Annotated in this window: 14 protein-coding genes; 7 read left to right on the top strand and 7 right to left on the bottom strand. The window is 73.1% G+C overall.

Going from position 1 to position 15,249, the window contains the following annotated elements:
* Positions 1-136: 136 nt before the first annotated feature.
* The 3 genes from ACIQWA_RS01855 to ACIQWA_RS01845 are packed head-to-tail and all read right to left on the bottom strand — an operon-like array spanning position 137 to position 3,521.
* Positions 137-874, bottom strand: a complete 738-nt coding sequence (locus tag ACIQWA_RS01855; protein WP_360230706.1) for a succinate dehydrogenase/fumarate reductase iron-sulfur subunit — start codon at positions 872-874, stop codon at positions 137-139.
* Complete coding sequence (locus tag ACIQWA_RS01850; RefSeq protein WP_402476827.1) at positions 871-2,820, bottom strand: fumarate reductase/succinate dehydrogenase flavoprotein subunit; 1,950 nt, start codon at positions 2,818-2,820, stop codon at positions 871-873. Before ACIQWA_RS01850 ends, ACIQWA_RS01855 begins: the two co-directional genes overlap by 4 nt.
* Positions 2,817-3,521 carry a succinate dehydrogenase cytochrome b subunit gene (locus ACIQWA_RS01845; RefSeq protein ID WP_402476825.1) on the bottom strand — a complete coding sequence of 235 codons (705 nt, stop codon included), beginning with the start codon at positions 3,519-3,521 and terminating at the stop codon, positions 2,817-2,819. Before ACIQWA_RS01845 ends, ACIQWA_RS01850 begins: the two co-directional genes overlap by 4 nt.
* A gap of 96 nt (positions 3,522-3,617) precedes the next feature.
* Here ACIQWA_RS01845 and ACIQWA_RS01840 point away from each other — a divergent pair, with 96 nt between their 5' ends.
* On the top strand, positions 3,618-4,586 hold the full coding sequence (locus ACIQWA_RS01840; RefSeq protein ID WP_402476822.1) for a LysR family transcriptional regulator: 969 nt from the start codon (positions 3,618-3,620) through the stop codon (positions 4,584-4,586).
* Positions 4,587-4,935: 349 nt separating this feature from the next.
* Positions 4,936-5,766 (top strand): glycosyltransferase family 2 protein, encoded by an 831-nt coding sequence (locus ACIQWA_RS01835; RefSeq protein WP_402477847.1) that lies wholly within the window; start codon positions 4,936-4,938, stop codon positions 5,764-5,766.
* 39 nt (positions 5,767-5,805) lie between these two features.
* On the opposite strand, the gene ACIQWA_RS01830 is transcribed toward ACIQWA_RS01835, so the two are convergent.
* Positions 5,806-6,294 (bottom strand): glutathione peroxidase, encoded by a 489-nt coding sequence (locus tag ACIQWA_RS01830; protein WP_360230716.1) that lies wholly within the window; start codon positions 6,292-6,294, stop codon positions 5,806-5,808.
* Between the two features lie 147 nt (positions 6,295-6,441).
* On the bottom strand, positions 6,442-8,223 hold the full coding sequence (gene gcl / locus ACIQWA_RS01825; RefSeq protein ID WP_402476818.1) for a glyoxylate carboligase: 1,782 nt from the start codon (positions 8,221-8,223) through the stop codon (positions 6,442-6,444).
* Positions 8,224-8,861: 638 nt separating this feature from the next.
* Here gcl and ACIQWA_RS01820 point away from each other — a divergent pair.
* Both ACIQWA_RS01820 and ACIQWA_RS01815 read left to right on the top strand, forming a co-directional pair.
* Positions 8,862-10,382: a SulP family inorganic anion transporter gene (locus ACIQWA_RS01820; protein WP_402476815.1), complete on the top strand. Its 1,521-nt coding sequence runs from the start codon at positions 8,862-8,864 to the stop codon at positions 10,380-10,382.
* Between the two features lie 146 nt (positions 10,383-10,528).
* Positions 10,529-10,825, top strand: a complete 297-nt coding sequence (locus ACIQWA_RS01815; RefSeq protein WP_360230722.1) for an MTH1187 family thiamine-binding protein — start codon at positions 10,529-10,531, stop codon at positions 10,823-10,825.
* A 3-nt stretch (positions 10,826-10,828) separates the two neighbouring features.
* On the opposite strand, the gene ACIQWA_RS01810 is transcribed toward ACIQWA_RS01815, so the two are convergent.
* Entirely contained in the window at positions 10,829-11,296 is a 468-nt protein-coding gene (locus tag ACIQWA_RS01810) for a DoxX family protein (protein ID WP_402476814.1), read from the bottom strand.
* 151 nt (positions 11,297-11,447) lie between these two features.
* Here ACIQWA_RS01810 and ACIQWA_RS01805 point away from each other — a divergent pair, with 151 nt between their 5' ends.
* The 3 genes from ACIQWA_RS01805 to ACIQWA_RS01795 all read left to right on the top strand — a co-directional run bounded on the left by ACIQWA_RS01805 (position 11,448) and on the right by ACIQWA_RS01795 (position 14,442).
* Positions 11,448-12,026: a TetR family transcriptional regulator gene (locus tag ACIQWA_RS01805; protein ID WP_360230726.1), complete on the top strand. Its 579-nt coding sequence runs from the start codon at positions 11,448-11,450 to the stop codon at positions 12,024-12,026.
* A gap of 143 nt (positions 12,027-12,169) precedes the next feature.
* Positions 12,170-13,684 carry an MFS transporter gene (locus tag ACIQWA_RS01800; protein ID WP_402476810.1) on the top strand — a complete coding sequence of 505 codons (1,515 nt, stop codon included), beginning with the start codon at positions 12,170-12,172 and terminating at the stop codon, positions 13,682-13,684.
* Positions 13,681-14,442, top strand: a complete 762-nt coding sequence (locus ACIQWA_RS01795; RefSeq protein ID WP_402476808.1) for an SDR family NAD(P)-dependent oxidoreductase — start codon at positions 13,681-13,683, stop codon at positions 14,440-14,442. Before ACIQWA_RS01800 ends, ACIQWA_RS01795 begins: the two co-directional genes overlap by 4 nt.
* A gap of 64 nt (positions 14,443-14,506) precedes the next feature.
* Here the strand turns inward: ACIQWA_RS01795 and ACIQWA_RS01790 are convergent, their stop codons facing one another.
* A complete protein-coding gene (locus ACIQWA_RS01790; protein WP_402476805.1) occupies positions 14,507-15,160 on the bottom strand; it encodes an SMI1/KNR4 family protein in 654 nt (217 codons plus the stop codon).
* Positions 15,161-15,249: the final 89 nt, after the last annotated feature.

Raw genomic sequence — 15,249 nt, 5'->3', positions numbered from 1 at the left:
TTCCGTCAGGAAGCACCGAGCGCGGCGTTCCACCACTCGTTCGGGGAGCGCGAACTGCCTTCGCGCGCCCCGGAGAAGGCGTCGGCCCCTCGCCTGAGCACCAGAGCGAGGGGCCGACCGTCTCGGGGGAGGGGCGTCAGCCGCGGGCGGCCCGCAGGAACTCCCGGTTCATGGCCGCGATGCTCGGCAGCGGGATGCCCTTGGGGCAGGCGGTGGCGCACTCGCCGGTGTTGGTGCAGCCGCCGAAGCCCTCGGCGTCCATCGCCGCGACCATGTTCCGCACCCGGGCGGACCGCTCCGGCGCGCCCTGCGGCAGCACGTTGAGGTGCACCACCTTGGCGGAGGTGAACAGCATCGCCGAGCCGTTCGGGCAGGCGGCCACGCAGGCGCCGCAGCCGATGCACTCGGCGTGCTCGAAGGCGGTGTCGGCGGCCTCCTTGGGGACGGGCGTGGCATGCGCGTCGGGGGCGCTGCCGGTGGGGGCGGTGATGTAGCCGCCGGAGCCGATGATCCGGTCGAAGGCGGAGCGGTCCACCACGAGGTCCTTGACCACCGGGAAGGCCGAGGCCCGCCAGGGTTCCACGTCGATGGTGTCGCCGTCCCGGAAGTGCCGCATGTGCAACTGGCAGGTGGTGGTGCGCTCGGGACCGTGCGCCTGGCCGTTGATGACCATGCCGCAGGCCCCGCAGATGCCCTCGCGGCAGTCGTGGTCGAAGGCGACCGGCTGGTCGCCGCGGGTGATCAGTTCCTCGTTGAGGGTGTCGAGCATCTCCAGGAAGGACATGTCCGGGCTGATGCCGCTGACCTGGTAGGTGGTCATCGAGCCGGGTGCGTCCGGGCCCGCCTGGCGCCAGATGCGCAGGGTGAGGTTCATGCGTAGCTCCGCTGGGTGGGGTGGACGTGCTCGAACTCGAGGTGCTCGCGGTGGAGGACGGGCGCCTCGCCGGTGGCGGTGAACTCCCAGGCGGCGGCGTAGCTGAAGTCCTCGTCGCGCCGGGCGGCCTCGCCGTCGGGGGTCTGGCTCTCGGTGCGGAAGTGGCCGCCGCAGGACTCGGCGCGGTGCAGCGCGTCCAGGCACATCAGCTCGGCGAGCTCGAAGTAGTCGACCAGCCGGTTGGCCTTCTCCAGCGACTGGTTGAGCTCCTGGCCGGTGCCGGGCACCTTGATCCGGCGCCAGAACTCCTCGCGCAGCTGCGGGATCCGGGCCAGGGCGCGCCTGAGGCCGGCCTCGTCCCGGGCCATCCCGCACTCGTCCCAGAGCAGTTCGCCGAGTTCGCGGTGGAAGGAGTCCGGGGTGCGGTCGCCGTCGACGGAGAGGATCAGGTTGAGCCGGTCCTCGACCTCCGCCTCGACCTCGGTGAGCACCGGGTGGTCGGCGGGGACGGCGGCGACCGGGTTGCGGGCCAGGTAGTCGTTGATGGTGGGCGGCAGCACGAAGTAGCCGTCGGCCAGGCCCTGCATCAGCGCGCTGGCGCCGAGCCGGTTGGCGCCGTGGTCGGAGAAGTTGGCCTCGCCGATCGCGAACAGGCCCGGGACGCTGGTCTGCAGGTCGTAGTCGACCCAGAGCCCGCCCATCGTGTAGTGGATCGCCGGGTAGATCCGCATCGGCACCCGGTACGGGTCCTCGGCGGTGATCCGCTCGTACATGTCGAAGAGGTTGCCGTACTTGGCCTCGACGGCCTCCCGGCCCATCCGGCGGATCGCGTCGGCGAAGTCCAGGTACACGCCCTGGCCGCCGGGGCCGACCCCGCGGCCCTCGTCGCAGACGTTCTTGGCGGCCCGGGAGGCGATGTCGCGGGGCACCAGGTTGCCGAAGGAGGGGTAGATCCGCTCCAGGTAGTAGTCCCGCTCCTCCTCCGGGATCTGCCCGGGCGGGCGGGTGTCGCCCTTGGCCTTGGGCACCCAGATCCGGCCGTCGTTGCGCAGCGACTCGCTCATCAGGGTGAGCTTGGACTGGTGGTCGCCGGAGCGCGGGATGCAGGTGGGGTGGATCTGGGTGAAGCACGGGTTGGCGAAGTAGGCGCCGCGCCGGTGGGCCCGCCAGATGGCGGTGGCGTTGGAGTTCTTGGCGTTGGTGGAGAGGTAGAAGACGTTGCCGTAGCCGCCGGTGGCGAGGACGACCGCGTCCGCGGTGTAGGAGCGGATCTCGCCGGTGACCAGGTCCCGGGCGACGATGCCGCGGGCCCGGCCGTCGACCACCAGCAGGTCCAGCATCTCGGTGCGCGGGTGCATCTCCACGTTCCCGGCGGCGATCTGCCGGGAGAGCGCCTGGTAGGCGCCGAGCAGCAGCTGCTGGCCGGTCTGGCCGCGGGCGTAGAAGGTACGGGAGACCTGAACGCCGCCGAAGGAGCGGGTGTCCAGCAGGCCCCCGTACTCGCGGGCGAAGGGGACGCCCTGGGCCACGCACTGGTCGATGATCTCCACCGACACCTGGGCGAGCCGGTGCACATTGGACTCGCGGGCGCGGAAGTCGCCGCCCTTGACGGTGTCGTAGAACAGCCGGCGGACGGAGTCGCCGTCGTTGCGGTAGTTCTTGGCCGCGTTGATGCCGCCCTGGGCGGCGATCGAGTGGGCCCGTCGCGGGGAGTCCTGGAAGCAGAACTGGACGACGTGGTAGCCCTGTTCGGCGAGGGTGGCGCCGGCCGCGCCGCCGGCCAGGCCGGTGCCGACCACGATCACGGTGTGCTTGCGCCGGTTCGCCGGGTTGACCAGCTTGGCGTCGAACCGCCGCTGGTCCCAGCGCTGTTCGATCGGCCCGGCGGGGGCCTTGGTGTCGGCGATCGGCTCGCCGACGGTGTAGTCGACGTACGTGCTGCTCACTTCACCACTCCGAACATCACGGCGAGGGGGACGGACAGGAAGCCGACGGTCAGCAGGAGCGCCAGGCCGTTCGCGCTCAGCTTGAGCACCTTGTCGCGGCGGGCGTTGTTGGCGCCGAGGGTCTGCGCGGCGCTCCAGAAGCCGTGCCGGATGTGGAAGCCGAGGGCCACCACCGCGAGGATGTAGAACACGTCGCTGTACCAGCGGCCGAAGGTGCCCACGACGTTCTGGTAGACGTGGCCGTGCTCGGCGACCGGGTTCACGGTGAGCGTGGTGAGGTCCAGGATGTGCCACACGATGAACAGCCCGAGGATCACCCCGCCCCAGCGCATGGTGCGGGTCGCGTAGCTGGCCCGGCGGCGCTGGTGCACGTACTTGCTCGGGCGGGCGGCGAGGTCCCGGCGGCTGAGCTGGTACGCGGAGACGCCGTGCAGGACGACGGCGGCGACCAGGCCGACCCGGGCGATCCAGAGGAACCACTCGTGGCCGAGGAAGGGCTGGCCGATGGTGCGCAGCCAGGCCGCGTAGCCGTTGATGTCGTCGGGGCCGAAGAAGACCTTGAGGTTGCCCAGCATGTGCGCGACCAGGTACAGCAGCATCGCCAGTCCGGTGACGGCCATGACCGCCTTCTTGCCGACGGTCGACCGCCACAGGGTCACCAGGGTGGACGGATGCCGGGCCGTCTGAGTCGCGGTTGTCATGGCAGCAACGGTAGGGATGGTCGCCAGGGTGCGTCCAAGACATGCTGCGGCTGGTGACGATAGCCAGGGCCTATCGTCGCGGCTTACCCTGGCCGTGTGCAGCTCCAGCAACTCCGCTACTTCCTGGCTGTCGCCGAGACCCGGCACTTCACCCGGGCCGCCGAGGCCGAACACGTCGCCCAGCCCTCGCTCTCCCAGCAGATCCGTTCGCTGGAACGGGAGTTGGGCGCCGAACTGTTCCACCGCACCCGGGGCAACATCGCCCTCACCGACGCCGGGGACGCCCTGCTGCCGCTTGCCCGGCGGATCCTCGCGGACACCGAGAGCGCCCGCCTCGCCGTCCAGGAGACGGTCCAGCTGCGCCGCGGCCGGGTCCGGCTGGGCGCCCCGCCGAGCCTGTGCACCAGCCTGGTGCCGGACGTGCTGCGGGTCTTCCGGGACCGCTACCCGGGCGTCGCGCTCGGGGTGCGCGAGGGCGGCTCGCGCGACCTGGTGCGCTGGCTGGCCGCGGGGGAGCTGGACCTCGCGCTGATCATCACCCCGACCAGCGGGGAGGCCGCGCCCGCCCTCGCCGTCACCGAACTGCTGCACGAGGCGCTGGTGCTGGTCTCGGCCGAGCGTCCGGGCGGCGGGCGTCCGGGCGGCGAGCGTCCGGGCGGCGAGCGGCGCGGCCGGCGCACCGTGCGGGTGGCCGAGCTGGACGGGCGGCCGCTGGTGATGTTCCGGGAGGGCTACGACGTCCGGGAGGCGGCCCTGGCGGCCTGCCGGGCGGCGGGCTTCGAGCCGGAGTTCGCCGTGGAGGGCGGCGAGATGGACGCGGTACTGGGCTTCGTCCGGGCCGGGCTCGGGCCCGCGATCGTCCCCGGCATGGTGGCGGCCCGCTCGGGCCTCGCGGTGACACCCTTCGCCGGACCGGGGCTGGGCCGCACCATCGCCGTCGCGCACGGCCACGAGGTGCCGCTCACCCGCGCCGCCGAGGCCCTGCGCGCCACCCTCCTGGCACACCTGCGCGACGCCGCCCGCTCCGGCGAACTCCCGCCCGGCACAAGGCTGTTGCTGCCGTGAGGTCCGAGTCCGTACTCCTGGGCGAGGATCGACGAGAGCGGCGAGGCGGGGCGTTGTGCCGGACACCGTGGAGTGAGTCGGCACACCGGGGCTCCGCGAACCGGGTGACGTCCGGTACCAGCACCAGCGGCCGGTGTGGCAGGGTGGGCGGCGCGGCGGAGGCCTCGGGCCGCATCCCGGCGATCCGGTCCGGTGCGGGCCGGTCCATGACCTGGTGGTCCGGAAGCATCTGCCGCTCGGTGAGTTCTCCGAGCGACGCGGCGCCCGAGCGCTCCGTTCGTCAGGTCATGGCTGTTTCCTCGAAGGGATGGGTGCGGTGGGCTTGAAGCTGGGCGTGGCGGTGCTGACCATGGGCACGCGGCCGAAGGAACTGGCCGAGCTGCTGGCCTCGGTGGAGATGCAGACCGTCCCGGCCGCGAAGGTCGTGGTGGTCGCCCAGGGCTGCCCGTTGCCGGAGGTGCCGGCATGGGTGGAGGGTGTGGAGCTGGCCGAGAACCTCGGGGTGACCGGCGGCCGGAACGTGGCGCTGGAGCACCTGCGCGACGTGGACGTGGTGATCGACCTGGACGACGACGGCCTGCTGGTCGCCGACGACGTGTTCGCGAGGATCGAGTCCCTCTACGAGGCCGACCCCCGGCTGGGCGTGGTGTCCTTCCGAATCGCCGACGAGACCGGGCTGACCCAGCGCCGTCACGTTCCCCGGCTGCGGGCCGGTGATCCGATGCGCGGTGGCGAGGTGACCAGCTTCCTCGGCGGCGGCCATGCGCTGTCGACGAGGATGCTGCGACAGGTCGGGGGCTGGCCGGACGCGTTCTTCTTCGCGCACGAGGAGACCGACATGGCCTGGCGGGCGCTCGACGCCGGCTGGCGGGTGCTGTACGTCCCGGAGCTGCTGCTGCAGCACCCGCGGACCAGCCCGACCCGGCACGCGTTCTTCTACCGGGTGAACGCCCGCAACCGGGTGTACCTCGCGCGCCGTCACCTGCCCGCGTTGCTGGTCCCGGTCTACCTCGGCGTGTGGGTGACGCTCACCGTCGCCCGTACCAGGAACGCGAGCGGGTTGAAGGCGTGGTTCTCCGGCTTCGCCGAGGGCTGGCGCACCCCGTGCGGTCGGCGCGAGCCGATGCGCTGGCGCACGGTGTGGACCATGACCCGGCTCGGCCGGCCCCCGATCATCTAGGTCGCAGGGCCCGGCCGGGCCGGTCCGGCAGGTGTGTGGTCAGGCCGGCAGGACGGCCTCGATCGCGGCGATCAGCTCGGCCGACTCCGGCTCGGTCCGCGGCCGGATCCGGGCGGCCACGGTGCCGTCCGGCGAGATCAGGAACTTCTCGAAGTTCCAGCTGACGTCACCGGCCGCGCCCTCGGCGTCGGCGACCTCGGTCAGCTGCTGGTACAGCGGGTGCCGGTCGTCGCCGTTGACGTCGATCTTCTCGAACAGCGGGAAGCTCACGCCGTAGGTGGTGGAGCAGAAGCTCTGGATCTCCTCGGCGCTGCCCGGCTCCTGCCCGGCGAACTGGTTGCACGGGAAGCCCAGCACGGTGAACCCGCGCTCGGCGTACCGCTTCTGGAGGTTCTCCAGCCCGGTGTACTGCGGGGTCAGCCCGCACTTGGACGCGACGTTGACGAGCAGCAGCGCCTTGCCCTTGAAGTCGCCCAGCGAGGTGGGCTCGCCGGCCAGGGTGCGCAGCGGGATGTCGTACAGGCTCACGGTGGTGGTCCTTTCGGCAGGTTGGCAGCGGGGTCTCGCCCGGGCACACCGTAGCGGCCCCGGACGGCTCAACCGTGTCGGCGCCGCCAGTGTTCCGCGGGGGCGGGGGCGTACGGAGCGGCTCGTACGCCCCCGCCCCCCACGGGGTCAGAGCGCCAGCGGCCTGATCGCGGTCGGCGCGTGCTCGGGGAGGGTGGCCAGTTCCTCGAACTCGTTGACCTTGTCGATGTCGTTGCCGCTCATCGAGATGTTGGTGACCCGCTCCAGGATCGCCTCGACCACGACCGGGACGCGGAACTCGGCGGCCAGCTTCTTGGCCTCCTCGAAGGCCGGCAGCAGGCCCTCCGGCTCGGTGACCCGGATCGCCTTGCAGCCCAGGCCCTCGGCGACCTTGACGTGGTCGACGCCGTAGACGCCCAGCTCCGGCGCGTTGATGTTCTCGAACTCCAGCTTGACCTGGAAGTCGATGTCGAAGCCCCGCTGCGCCTGGCGGATCAGGCCCAGGTAGGAGTTGTTCACCAGGACGTGGACGTACGGGATCCGGTGCTGGGCGCCGACCGCCAGCTCCTCGATCATGAACTGGAAGTCGTAGTCGCCGGAGAGCGCGACGATCTGGCCCTCGGGGTCGGCGGTGGCGACGCCCAGCGCGGCCGGGATGGTCCAGCCCAGCGGCCCGGCCTGGCCGCAGTTGATCCAGTGCCGCGGCTTGTAGACGTGCAGCATCTGCGCGCCGGCGATCTGGGACAGGCCGATGGTGGTGACGTACCGGGTCTCCGGTCCGAAGGCCCGGTTCATCTCCTCGTAGACGCGCTGCGGCTTGAGCGGCACGTTGTCGAAGTGGGTGCGGCGCTGGAGCCGCGCCTTGCGCTCCTGGGTGGAGGCGGCCCAGGTGCTTCGGTCCTTGAGGGTGCCGGCGGCCCTGAGCTCCTTGGCGACCTGGACGAACAGCTCCAGCGCGGCCTTGGCGTCGGAGGCGATGCCGAGGTCGGGGGCGAAGATCTTGCCGATCTGGGTGGGCTCGACGTCGACGTGGACGAACTTGCGGCCCGCGGTGTAGACGTCCAGGCCGCCGGTGTGGCGGTTGGCCCAGCGGTTGCCGATGCCGAGGACGAAGTCGGAGGCGAGGAAGTTCTCGTTGCCGTAGCGGTGCGAGGTCTGCAGGCCGACCATGCCGGCGTTCAGCTCGTGGTCGTCCGGGACGATGCCCCAGCCCATCAGGGTCGGGATGACCGGGACGCCGGTCAGCTCGGCGAACTCCAGCAGCAGGTCGGCCGCGTCGGCGTTGATGACGCCGCCGCCGGCCACGATCAGCGGGCGCTCGGACTCCTGGAGCAGCGCGATGGCCTTCTCGATCTGGATCCGGTTGGCGGTCGGCTTGTAGACCGGCAGCGGCTGGTAGGCCTCCGGGTCGAAGTCGATCTCGGTCAGCTGGACGTCGATCGGCAGGTCGATCAGGACCGGGCCGGGGCGGCCGGAGCGCATCAGGTGGAAGGCCTGCTGGAACACGCCGGGGACCTGCGCGGCCTCCAGGACGGTGGTGGCGGCCTTGGTGACCGGCTTGGCGATCGAGGCGATGTCGACGGCCTGGAAGTCCTCCTTGTGGAGGCGGGCGACCGGGGCCTGGCCGGTGATGCACAGGATCGGGATGGAGTCGGCGATCGCCGAGTACAGGCCGGTGATCATGTCGGTGCCGGCCGGGCCCGAGGTGCCGATGCACACGCCGATGTTGCCGGCCTTGGCGCGGGTGTAGCCCTCGGCCATGTGCGAGGCGCCCTCGACGTGCCGGGCCAGGGTGTGCCTGATCCCGCCGGAGGCCTTGAGGGCGGCGTAGAAGGGGTTGATGGCGGCACCCGGGACACCGAAGGCGACATCGACGCCTTCGAGCTTGAGGATCTCCACGGCCGCGCGGGCGGCTGTCATACGAGGCATCGGGTCTCTCCTGCGTCGGCCCGCAGTGGCTCGGAGGGCTCATCTCCTGAATTCCACCATACGGAAGAACGGTTTCTGTATGTGGAAACACGGTAGGGTCGGGCCCGGCGGGGCGTCAAGGGGACTTCAACAGAATGTGGAAGTCGGCGCGGGGGAGCCGTTCGGACAAGTGCACAGCTCTCGCGCTGGTGTGCCCGGGGAAGCGGAGGCTCCGGGCCGGATCGCGCAGCCGGCGTGCAGTGCCGGTGAAGGGACGGTGCCGGGTGTCGGGCCGCCCCGCCGACCTGGGTACCGTCGGTGGCACGCCGGGCCCGGCACATCCGACCCGGCCACGGCAGGGGGGCGCGCTGCGACTGCGGCGGTCCGACCACCGCCTCGCCTCCGCTCCGTACGTCTTCCCCGGCCCGCCCTCCCGTCGGCCTGTCCCGCCCCGCCGGCGCGCCCCTCCGGCCCGCCTCTCCCCGCCGGTTCCCTCCGCACCGCCGGCCCGCCTCGCCCCGCACCGCCGGCCCGCCCGTCGCCTGTGGCAGTCCCCTCCCACCCTCCCCGGTCCGTTACGGCGCGCCCCCGCAACGGTGGGCGCGCGGAAGGAGCGCAGCCATGCGCCGCACCCCTGCCCGGCCCCCGGCGGTGACCGGATGAGCCCGCCGTCCCGCCGCCGCTCCCTGCTCGCCGGGCTGCGCGCCGTCCCCTGGCGGCACGACCTGCCCGCCTCGCTGGTGGTGTTCCTGGTCGCCCTCCCGCTCTGCGTCGGGGTCGCCGTCGCCTCCGGCGTCCCGGCCGAGCTGGGGCTGGTCACCGGCGTCGTCGGCGGCCTGGCCGTCGGCCTGCTCCCCGGCAGCAGCCTCCAGGTCAGCGGGCCCGCCGCCGGGCTGACCGTGCTGGTCGCCGACGCCGTCCAGCGCTTCGGCCTCGCCGCCCTCGGCCCGCTGGTGCTCGCCACCGGCCTGCTCCAGCTCGGGATGGGCGCGCTGCGGCTCGGCCGCTGGTTCCGGGCGATGTCCGCCTCGGTGGTGCACGGCATGCTGGCGGGCATCGGGCTGACCCTGGTGTCCGGCCAGCTGTACGCCCTCGCCGACCGGACCGCCCCCGGCACCGGCCCGCAGAAGCTCGCCGGACTCCCCGCCCTGCTCGCCGACGCGGCCACCGCCGCCGCCACCCCCGCCGCGGTGGCGCTGGGCCTGGGCACCCTGCTGGTGCTCGTCGGCTGGAAGCACCTGCCGGGCCGCGCCGCCCGTACCGTCCCCGCGCCGCTGGCCGCGGTCGGCCTGGCCGCCGCCGTCACCGCGGCGGCCGACCTGCCGGTGGCCCGGGTACGAGTGGCCGGGCTGCTCGACGTCCTCCGACTGCCCGACCCGGCCGCGCTCGGCGGCCTGGCCGGTGCCGCGGGCATCGGCACCGTCGTCGCCTTCACCCTGATCGCCTCCGCCGAGACGCTGTTCAGCGCCGCCGCCGTCGACCGGATGCACCACGGCCCGCGCACCGACTACGACCGCGAACTCACCGCCCAGGGCGTCGGCAACACCGTCTGCGGACTGCTCGGCGCCCTGCCGATGACCGCGGTGATCGTGCGCAGCGCGGCCAACGTCCAGGCGGGCGCCCGCACCAGGGCCGCGCGCTTCCTGCACGGGCTGTGGCTGCTGCTGTTCACCGCCCTGCTCCCCGGGGTGCTCGGGCTGGTCCCGCTCACCGCGCTGGCCGCCGTCCTGGTGCACGCCGGGGCCAAGTTGGTGCCGCTGCGCCGGATTGCCGCGCTGTGCCGGGGCGACCGGGGCGAGGCGGTGGTGCTCGTCACGACGGCGCTCGCCGTGGTCGCCACCGACCTGTTCGAGGGGGTGCTGATCGGGGTCGGCCTGGCCGTGGCCAAGTCCGCCTGGCAGACCTCGCACCTGCAGATCGCGGTCGAGGAGGTGGTACTGACGGGCGGTCGGCCGCTGCACCGGGTCCGCCTCAGCGGCAACGCCACCTTCCTGCGGCTGCCCCGGCTGCTGGACGCGCTGGAACGGCTGCCCGGCGACCGCCCGGTGGAACTCGACTGGTCCGGCCTGCGCCACCTGGACCACGCCTGCACCCTGGCCCTCACCTCCTGGGCCGACCAGCACCGCGCCCGCGCCAGCGCCCCGCTCGCCGTCGAACCACCGCTGCCGACCGTCGTCTGACGGTCCCTCCGGCGAGCCGGGTGAGTACCCGGCGAGCCCGCCGAGTCTGGCGGCCCGGTTGGCCCGGTGGCCCCGGTTAGCCTGGTCGCGGCCCGGAGTGGTCCGGGTCGCGACCAGGTGTCGTCGGACGTCAAGGAGCGCAGACCGTGATCGCAGCTTTTTCGGTGACCCCGCTGGGGATCGGCGAGGACGTGGGGGAGGCGGTGGCCGCGGCCGTGCGGGTGGTGCGGGCGAGTGGGCTGCCGAACCGGACGGACGCGATGTTCACCAGCATCGAGGGGGAGTGGGACGAGGTGATGCCGGTGATCAAGGCGGCGATCGAGGCGGTGAAGGCGCACAGCGACCGGGTGAGCACGGTCATCAAGATCGACGACCGGGCCGGGGTCACCGACGGCCTCACCGCCAAGGTCGCCTCGGTCGAGCGGTACCTCGCGGAGGGCTGAGGCTCAGCCGGTCGAGGTGGCTTGGGGGCTGGGCTCGGCGGCCGGCCGGCGGGCGGCGAGCAGCCGGTCCAGGGAGTACGGGCCGGAGCCGAGCACCGCGATGGCCAGGAAGGCCCAGCAGAACATCACCGAGGGCTCGCCCCCGTTCTGCAGCGGCAGCAGGGCCTGTTCCTGGTGGACGGTGAAGTAGGCGTAGGCCATCGAGCCGGAGCAGAGCAGGGCGGCCGTCCTGGTGCCGCTGCCGAGCAGCACCAGGGCGCCGCCGACGAGTTGGATCAGCGCGGCCCACCAGCCGGGCCACTGGCCGGGCGGGATGCTGCCGCCGCCCTTGGCGCCACCGAGGACGCCGAAGAGTGCGGCGGCGCCGTGGCAGGCGAAGAGCAGGCCGACGACGATCCGGAAGACCGTCAGGACGAGCGGTCGCGCGGCCTCGACGGCCTGTTGGGGGGTCGGGGGGATGAGTGCGGGCATGCCGGAACACCTCCTGTGGGGGAGAAGGAGGGATGGGGCGGTAAGGCTAGGCTTGGTCTAGTCCAGTTGGCAATGCTCCGTCAGATATCGGTCTGGACCACTCCTCGATCTTTCTTGACCGAACGGTCTTGAAAGGGCTACTGTTCCGGTCATGGCGCGGACCAAGGAATTCGACCCGGACACGGCGCTCCAGGCAGCTCTCGAACTGTTCTGGCGGCGCGGTTACGAGGCCACCTCGATGGCCGACCTGGTCGAAGGGCTGGGCATCGCCCGGGCCAGCATCTACGCGACCTTCGGCAGCAAGCACGAGCTCTACCTGCGGGCACTGGAACGCTACAACGAACAGCACAACCCCGGCCTGCTGGCCGAGCTGTCCCAGCCCGGCCCGGTGCTGCCGGCCGTCCGCGCCCTGGTGCGTCGATATGCGGGGATGGGGGCCGAGGACCGCAGGCGCGGCTGCTTCATCACCAACACGGCCGTCGAACTCGCCCCGCACGACGAGGCGGCGGCCCGCCGGGTGGAGGTCAGTTACGACCACCTGGAGACGGCGCTGACCGCCGCCCTGCTGCGCGCCGAGGCCCAGGGCGAACTGCCCGCCGGGCGGGAGCCGCGGGCGCTGGCCCGGATGCTGGTGGTGCTGCTGCAGGGGATCCGGGTGGTGGGCAAGACCGCCGAGGGCGAGCCCCGGGTGCGCGACGCCGCCGAGCAGGCGCTGACGCTGCTGGACTGAGCCCAGGCCCGAACCGGCGGCCCACGGGGGTGCCTCCGGCTCGGTCGGCCTGGCGTCCTTCGCCGTCTCGTGCCGTCTTTTGCCGTCTTCTGCCGTCCTGATTCTGGACCGAGCGTTCTTAAATTTGATGTGGGGGGGAGTCCATGAGTGTCACCACAAACGCCCGGGGGAGCTTCGCGCTGCTCGGTGTCGTCCAGGCGGTGCTGATCTTCACGATCATGATCCTCACCGTGCCGCTGCCCCTGGTCGCCCGGGAGCTCGGCCTCGGCCCGTCCGACGTCCTGCTGCTCAGCGCCGCGTACGGGCTCTCCTTCGCCGCCCTGCTGCTGCTCGGCGGGCGACTGACGGACCGTCACGGCGGCCGCCGGATGATCAGGTGGGGCCTGGCGCTGCTCGCCGCCTCCTCGGTCGCCTGCGCCCTCGCACCGGACTACCCCGTTCTGCTGGCGAGCCGCTTCGTCCAGGGCGCGGGCGCGGCCCTCACCGCCCCGGCGGCGGTCGCCGTGGTCCGCCGGCTGTACCCCGAACCCGCCGCCTACCGCCGGGCGATGGCCAGCTGGGGCGGACTCTCGGTGCTCGGCGCGACGGCCGGCAGCGTGGTGTCGGGCCCGGTCGCCGCCGTGGTCTCCTGGCGCTGGCTGTTCGCGGTGCCCGTCCTGGTCGCGCTGGCCGGACTGCTCCGCTCGGGCACCCTGCCCGAGCCCGACACCGCTCCCGCCGCCCAGCCCGACACCGCTCCCGACGCCGCTTCCGGCTCCGACCGGGAGCCCGCTCCCGCGAGCCGCCGCCCGGCGCTCGACCTGCGCGGCGCACTGCTCGCCACCACCGGTGTCTGCGCGGCGAGTTACGCCCTGGTGGCGTCCACCGAGCACGGCTGGAGCAGCCCCGGCGTGCTCGCGCCGTTCGCCGTCGGCCTGGCCCTGCTGCTCGCCTTCGCCGCCGCCGAACGCCGCACCGCCGACCCGCTGCTGCCGCCCGGCTTCCTCGCCGACCGCCGCCGGGCCACCGCCCTGGTCGCCGTGATGGCGACCTCCGCCGGCACCGCCCTGGCCTTCGTGCTGCTCTCGCTCTACCTCCAGCAACTGCGCGGCTGGAGCGCGGCCGACACCTCCGCCGCGTTCGTGCCGTACGCGGTCGCCCTGCTGCTGTCCGGACGGCTGGCCGGGCCGCTGATCGCCCGGTACGGTCCGGTGCCGGTCACCGCCGCCGGCCTCGCCCTGGAGGCGGCCGGACTCGCCCTGCTGGCCGGGCTCGACCCCGCCAGCGGCTACCCCACCGGGCTGCTGCCCGGACTGCTCCTGCTGCCCGCCGGCGCCGCCGCGTCCTTCGCCGGGGCGGCCGTGCTCGCCACCGGCGGCGTGGCGCCCGAACGCACCGGCCTGGCGGCGGGCGTCTTCAACACCGCCATGGAGCTCGGCCCCACCGCCGGGCTGGCCGCCCTGATGGCCCTCGCCGCCACCCGCCCGACCGTCGTCGGCGGTTACGCGGCGGCCTTCGCCGCGGCCGCCGCCGGGCTAGCCCTGACCGCCGTCGCGGTCGCGGTCCTGCCCCGGGGCGGCGCCACCGGGGGCACCGCCGAGGCCAACACCACGAGCACCACCACGACCACCACCAACGCACCTGAACGCACCACTCGGATCAAGGAGTTCACCTCATGAGCACGCGTTTCGCCGACAAGTCCGTCCTGATCACCGGCGGCGGCAGCGGCATCGGGCGGGGGATCGCGCTCGCCTTCGCCGCGGAGGGCGCCCGGGTCGCGGTCGCCGGGCGCAGCCTCGGCCCGCTGGCCGAGACCGTCGAGCTGATCGAGCGGGCCGGCGGCAAGGCCGTCGCGCTGACCGGCGACGTGACGAACAGTGAGGACGCCGCCCGGCTGGTCCGGGAGGTCGTCGAGCAGTTCGGCGGACTGGACGTCGCCGTCAACAACGCCGGGGTCTTCGGCGCGGCCGGTCCGGTCGCCGACATCGACGAGGACCAGTTCCGCTGGGTCTTCGACGTCAACGTGACCGGCACCCTGCTGGCGATGAAGCACCAGATCGGCCACATGCGCACTCACGGCGGCGGGGCCATCGTCAACGTCTCGTCCAACCTGGGCGTCCACAAGCGGATCGAGGGCGCGGGCGCCTACAACGCCAGCAAGGCCGCCGTCACCGCGCTGACCCGCTCCGCCGCTCGTGACCACATCGGCGAGGGCGTGCGGATCAACACTGTCAGCCCGGGCCCGGTGGACACCCCGATGTCGACCCGGCCCGGCGAGAGCGACGCCGACAAGAGCGACCGGATGAAGGCCGAGGTGCCGGTCGGCCGGGCCGGCGCGGTCGCGGAGATCGCCGCCGCCGTGCTGTACCTGGCCTCGGACGAGGCGGGCTACACCGTCGGCGCCGACCTGGTGCTGGACGGCGGCGTCACCGCCTGAGCCTGCCCGTCGAACGGCTCCGACGCCCCCTTCACCAAGGGGGCGTCGGAGCCGTTCGAAAGTTCTAGAGCGCGTCCAGCGCCGCCTCGGTACGAGCTCGGGCGACCATGAAGTCCTCCTCGATCCGCAGCAGCAGCACGTCCGGCCCCGCGTACCACCGGTAGTGGCAGCCGAGCGCGGGCAACTCCTCCAGTCCGTCGGGCAGTTCGTCGCCGGGCGCGAAGAAGACGCTCAACTCCGCGTCCTCCAGCAGCTTCTCGCTCATCGCCATCACCGCCGCCGCCGTCGAGAAGCGCTCCTCCCAGGGCTCCCAGCGTTCCTGCGACTTGTCCGCGAGGTCCAGGCGGCCCACCGTCGGCGGGTCCTCCAGTGCGAGGTCGGCCAGCAGCACGCCCCAGTGCGCGCAGCCCTGGTTCTCGGCCCGGTACACCAGCGCGCCGTCCAGCACATGGAGCTCGTCGGGCGTCAGCAGCACGTCCTGGGAGCTGGTGAGGTCGGCCCGGCGCCCGAACAGCCGGTACGCCTCGCGCAGGGCCACCGGCAGCCGCAGCCCCAGCCGCTGTTCGGCCGCGTCCAGTTCGGCCTCGGTGAAACCGTCCCGCGAGCCCAGCGGCTCGCCCCAGTACCCGGCGAAGCCCCGGACCAGCGCCCAGGCGCCCGCCCGGCCGTCCGGCGCTCCGGCCATCGCGGCCCGCATGTCGAAATCCGTCTCGTTCACCCGCGCACCGTACGGCACTCCGCTGACAGCCCGGTGCCGGCCGCCGAGACCCGCCGACGCCCAGGTGCCGGCCGAGGGCGCCCGGCCGG

The organism is Kitasatospora sp. NPDC098652 (assembly GCF_044760155.1).
GTDB lineage: Bacteria > Actinomycetota > Actinomycetes > Streptomycetales > Streptomycetaceae > Kitasatospora.
Note: the sequence above shows the minus strand (reverse complement) of the source record. Positions and strands in the feature narration are given on the sequence as shown.